Consider the following 458-nt stretch of genomic DNA (forward strand, 5'->3'; position numbering starts at 1 on the left):
CCATGACCACCACCGAGAACACCCGTGCCGGCGTTTGGATCTCTGTGGACGCAGTCGGAACCGACTACGTCCGCATCAGCGCGGACATCCCGAACGACCGGCTGGCCGCGGCGTCCCGCGCGCTGGCGGCCGTCGTCAACGCCCCTGCCTCCCCGCAAGTCCCGGCGCCGGAGTCAGTGCGGGAGCGGCGCGAGGTGCGCCGCGTGCGCACGGCTGTACGCGTCTTGCTCGCGGACGAGGACGCGTGCCGCCGCGTCGACGACGTCGATCAGGACGGCCCGGACTGCGAGGGCCCCGAGGGCGGTGAGTCCGCGTGAGCGCGGCGTCGCTCCATGAGGAGCTGGGGATGCGCGCGCCTTCGCGGCGGTCCACGTGGTGGGCTCCGGCGGACGGCTCGCTGGGCTGCGCGGTGCGTGACGTCGTGCGCGCTGGCCTGGCCGTGGCCGCGGTGCTCGCGG

Annotated in this window: 1 protein-coding gene; it reads left to right on the plus strand. The window is 74.9% G+C overall.

Features of this window, described 5'->3' with window-relative positions:
* On the plus strand, positions 1-317 hold a 317-nt coding region (locus J1M41_RS11705), incomplete at its 5' end, for a hypothetical protein (protein ID WP_206451805.1).
* Positions 318-458 lie beyond the last annotated feature (141 nt).

It is taken from the genome of Micrococcus sp. KRD096 (assembly GCF_017168495.1).
Classification (GTDB): domain Bacteria; phylum Actinomycetota; class Actinomycetes; order Actinomycetales; family Micrococcaceae; genus Micrococcus; species Micrococcus luteus.